This window comes from Rhizobium sp. UBA1881 (assembly GCF_002338015.1).
Classification (GTDB): Bacteria; Pseudomonadota; Alphaproteobacteria; order Rhizobiales; family Rhizobiaceae; genus Rhizobium.
Map to the genome: position 1 here is coordinate 1 of NZ_DDHH01000200.1, position 3,745 is coordinate 3,745.

General features: G+C 63.2%; 5 protein-coding genes and 1 pseudogene. 4 read left to right on the forward strand and 2 right to left on the reverse strand.

All coding sequences use genetic code 11. The annotated features are described in order from the left end of the window. The first annotated feature begins 72 nt into the window (after window positions 1-72). Window positions 73-798 carry a ligase-associated DNA damage response endonuclease PdeM gene (pdeM, locus tag B3605_RS24875; protein ID WP_112940941.1) on the forward strand — a complete coding sequence of 242 codons (726 nt, stop codon included), beginning with the start codon at window positions 73-75 and terminating at the stop codon, window positions 796-798. 3 nt (window positions 799-801) lie between these two features. Here the strand turns inward: pdeM and B3605_RS24880 are convergent, their stop codons facing one another. Further along, window positions 802-1,437 carry a YitT family protein gene (locus B3605_RS24880; protein ID WP_112940942.1) on the reverse strand — a complete coding sequence of 212 codons (636 nt, stop codon included), beginning with the start codon at window positions 1,435-1,437 and terminating at the stop codon, window positions 802-804. A 196-nt stretch (window positions 1,438-1,633) separates the two neighbouring features. Further along, window positions 1,634-2,566: a methyltransferase gene (locus B3605_RS24885; RefSeq protein ID WP_112941021.1), complete on the reverse strand. Its 933-nt coding sequence runs from the start codon at window positions 2,564-2,566 to the stop codon at window positions 1,634-1,636. Window positions 2,567-2,709: 143 nt separating this feature from the next. On the opposite strand from B3605_RS24885, the gene B3605_RS24890 reads away from it, so the two are divergent. The 3 genes and pseudogenes from B3605_RS24890 to B3605_RS24900 all read left to right on the forward strand — a co-directional run. Continuing rightward, on the forward strand, window positions 2,710-2,976 hold the full coding sequence (locus B3605_RS24890) for a DUF6460 domain-containing protein (protein WP_018898330.1): 267 nt from the start codon (window positions 2,710-2,712) through the stop codon (window positions 2,974-2,976). A 1-nt stretch (window position 2,977) separates the two neighbouring features. Continuing rightward, window positions 2,978-3,475: a CAP domain-containing protein gene (locus B3605_RS24895; protein WP_112940943.1), complete on the forward strand. Its 498-nt coding sequence runs from the start codon at window positions 2,978-2,980 to the stop codon at window positions 3,473-3,475. A gap of 88 nt (window positions 3,476-3,563) precedes the next feature. After that, window positions 3,564-3,745: pseudogene (locus tag B3605_RS24900) on the forward strand (hypothetical protein); the annotation flags it as partial.

The following is a 3,745-nucleotide window of genomic DNA, read 5'->3' on the forward strand; positions in this document are numbered from 1 at the left end:
GAGATGCCCGGCAGGGCAGAGAGGGCCTTCTGGCCATCCTCCCCGCCTAGATACTGGAAAGAAACGAACGTGATGAACCGGCTGGCGCTGGCGCGGGAATTGAACGGGATTGCGGCGATGCCGGGCGTGGAAACGTCCGTGCATGGGATCGCTGCCGTGTGCGATCCGCTGGGCGGGCTTTATCTGCCCGACACCGGTGTTCTCGTCGTCTCCGACCTGCATCTGGAAAAGGGCGCCGCCTTTGCCCGGCGCGGCATGATGCTGCCGCCCTATGACACGCTGGCGACGCTGACGGTGCTTTCCGCCGTCATCACCCGTTACGACCCGAAGCTGGTGATCTCGCTCGGCGACAATTTTCACGACCGGATCGGCTCGGCGCATATGCCGGAGACATTCCGCACGCTGATTTCGGACATGGCGCGCGGGCGCGAGTGGATCTGGATCAACGGCAACCATGATCCCGATGGGACCGTCGATCTGCCCGGTGCCTGCGCCGACGAACTGCAATATGGTGGCCTCACCTTCCGGCACGAACCGAAGGACGGGTTGCAGAGCGGCGAGATCGCCGGGCACCTGCATCCCTCCGCCACCGTGCGCCGGCGCGAAAAATCCATACGCCGGCCTTGTTTCGCGACCGACGGCGCAAGGCTACTGATGCCGGCTTTCGGGGTGATGAGCGGCGGGCTCGACCTGCGCCACAAGGCGATGAAGGGGCTGTTCGACCAGCCGTCACTGATCGCGCATTTGCTCGGGCGCGACCGGATCTATTCGGTCCGGTTCGGCAATCTGCTTGGCTAGCGCTTAGAGCGCGACGTAGCGGTCGGCGCGGTGGTTGATCGTGAGGAAGAGATTGAGCACCACGGCGCCGAGCACCGAGTAGAACACGACAGGCGGCGTGGTGACGAAGAAGGCGGCCGCCAGCACGCAGAGATCGACGGCCATCTGCACGAGACCGGCGCGGATGCCGAAGCGCTCCTGCATGTAGATGCCGAGAATGCCGACGCCGCCGAGGCTGGCGCGGTGGCGATAAAGCGCCAATAGGCCGAAGCCGAGCAGAAGACCGCCCAGAAGCGCTGCCCAGGCCGGATGGATCGTCGCGATGCTCATCACATTCGGCTGCAGGCTTGTCAGCAGCGAGGTCAGGCCGATGGCGACGAAAGTCTTGATGGTAAAGGACACACCGAGGCGCTTCCACGAGAGATAGAAGAACGGCAGGTTGAGCAGGAAGAATGCGAGGCCGAAATTGATGCCGAAGGCATAGTGCACGAGGAAGGCGATGCCCGCCGTGCTGCCGGTAAGCAAGCCAGCGCTTGCCAGCACGTAAAGGCCAAGGGCTGCGACGAGGCTGCCGGAGAAGATGCCCTGCACGTCCTCGACAGGGGTGTGGCGCGTGGCGCTCGTGTTCCAGAAGCCAAGGGCATTGATGAGCTGAGTCATGTCGCTAATCTCCAACGGCAGACGAGTTCAAGAACGCCCGGGCAGGCCCCAGGCGGCAGGGGATGTGAATGATTGGTCGCCGGGCGGCATTCGCGCTCTTCGGCTTCTGAGCGGAATTATCCGGTTCATTCGCCACGTTTTCAAGCGAAATACGTAAGCAATGCTGACCTATTCAAACTTCGCAAGAATCGGTCCGTCAGGCGGTCTTGCGTGCAAGGAACAGAATGCCCGGAATGATGTTGGCGCCATCTTTGCGAATGGTGGTGCGGCTCATCGCGATCACCTCGAAGCCGTGGCGGGCGCAGAGCGATCGGATGTAGGCTTCCGAATGCGCATAGCGCAGGGAATGGGCAAGATGAACGCCCTCCTCGTCCTCGGTTTCCTCGACGGAAAAGCCGAAGTCGGCGCCATCGACACAGAGGGCCGCGACCGACGCAAAGGCGATCTCGAGGTTGCCGAGATAGATCAGAACATCCGCGGCGGTGACGAGATCGGCGCGATGCGCGCCGCTATCCGCAAACAGGCCGGACTCGTCTGCGGGCAGCGACAGATCCGCCTGGGCGAGATGGTCGTAGACCTGCTTTTCCTCGGCCTTCGACAGCATCTTTTGCGAGAGGTCGAATCCTTCGAGCCGGCCCGCCATCTGGCGGATTTCCGGCCCCATCAGCCCGGTGCCGCAGCCTAGATCGGCGGCCAGCGCATAGTGCCTGCCGGTCGCGGCGATCATGCGGGCGAGCTTTGCCGGCACGTCGTAGCCGAGCTTGTCCACCAGCGAGGTCTCGAAGCGGGCGGCGTAGTCGTCGAACAGGCGCTCGACATAGATGCTTGGCGGCTGATCGGGTACGGCGATTTCGCCCAGGAAGGCGAGCTTCAGCGTGGCGCCGAAGATATCGTCCTCGGTGAGCTCGCGGGTTTTCCGATAAGCCTCGATCGCGCCGGCGACATTGCCCGATTTTTCGCGGTAGGTGGCAAGCCAGTACCAACCGACCGCCCAATCCGGCACCAGCTCCAGCGCCTGCTCCATCAGCTCGGCGGCGGCATCCGGCTCGCCGCCCTTGTCCAGCATCCTGGCATAGTCGGCACGGCGGTCGGCGATGGCATCGCCTGATGTCTGGAGATGGGGCGGCATGATGGTGACCTGTTGCGCGGCCCGCATTTGGCGATGGCCACAAAAAAACTCAAGTCCTATTTCAGAGGCTGACGCGACAGCCCTGAAAAAGCTTGCGGGCAACGATTCGCGCCCGTATCTCAGGGGTGAACAGGAGATGATGCATGTCCGATCAGGTGAACAAGTTTCTGGGCGACTCGCTCGGCCGTACATTGATCAAGCTTTTGGTGGTGTCGCTGATCGTCGGCTTCATCATGGCCGTCTTCGGGCTGGCACCGCTGGATTTCATCTATGGCATCCGCAATTTCATCCTCGAGGTCTGGCATCGCGGCTTCTCCGCGCTCGGCCGCGTCGGCGACTATCTGATGCTCGGCGCCACCATTGTCATTCCGATCTTCCTCATCATCCGTCTCTTCAGCTATCGCCGGTAACATGACCTCCATCGACCTCTCTCGGCGCAGCCTGCTGCGCTTTTCCGCGCTTGCTCTTGCAGCCGGCGTCGCCAGCTGCGCCACCGGGCCGAAAGAGCCCTCGACGCCTTCCAACGGCGAAGACCAGACGGCTGCCTCGCTGCCGCTCGTCAACCAGCTGCGCGTCAAGAACGGCCTGCCGCCGCTGACCGTCGATCCGGCCGCGACGGCCGCAGCCCTCTTCCAGGCCAAGCGCATGGCGGCGGCCGGCAAGATGAAGCATGTGATGGGGATCGCCGACGGTTTTGGCCCGCGCGTGAAGGCGAGCGGCGTGCAGCTGCCTGCCGCCGAGAACATTGCGACTGGGCAGCAGACGGTTCCGGCCGTCGTCACCGCCTGGATCAACTCGCCGCATCATCTGGAAAACATGCTCGGCCGCTATAGCGGGCTTGGCGTGGCCGTTGCCTATAATCCCGCTTCCCGCAACGTGCCCTATTGGGCCATGGTGCTTTCCAACTGAGGTGATTCCGCCTCTTTGTGAGGAGCAGACCTTGGAAGCGAGCGTACACAAAAGCGGCGGCGGCCTCGCCTTCGAGGTCACGCACCGGATGGTGCTGTCGATCGCCATACCGATGACACTCGGCTTCATCACCACGCCGCTGCTCGGCCTTGTCGGCACTGGCGTCGTCGGCCATATGGGCGATCCCGATGCGCTTGCGGGCCTCGCGATCGGGGCGATGCTCTTCGATCTCATTCTCGGCAGCTTCAACGTAACCGCCCGATTGGCACC

Excerpts from the sequence above, each read along its gene's own strand:
- pdeM (WP_112940941.1), top strand. The coding sequence starts at position 73 with ATGAACCGGCTGGCGCTGGCGCGGGAATTGAACGGGATTGCGGCGATG.
- B3605_RS24880 (WP_112940942.1), bottom strand. The coding sequence starts at position 1,437 with ATGACTCAGCTCATCAATGCCCTTGGCTTCTGGAACACGAGCGCCACG.
- B3605_RS24885 (WP_112941021.1), bottom strand. The coding sequence starts at position 2,566 with ATGCCGCCCCATCTCCAGACATCAGGCGATGCCATCGCCGACCGCCGT.
- B3605_RS24890 (WP_018898330.1), top strand. The coding sequence starts at position 2,710 with ATGTCCGATCAGGTGAACAAGTTTCTGGGCGACTCGCTCGGCCGTACA.
- B3605_RS24895 (WP_112940943.1), top strand. The coding sequence starts at position 2,978 with ATGACCTCCATCGACCTCTCTCGGCGCAGCCTGCTGCGCTTTTCCGCG.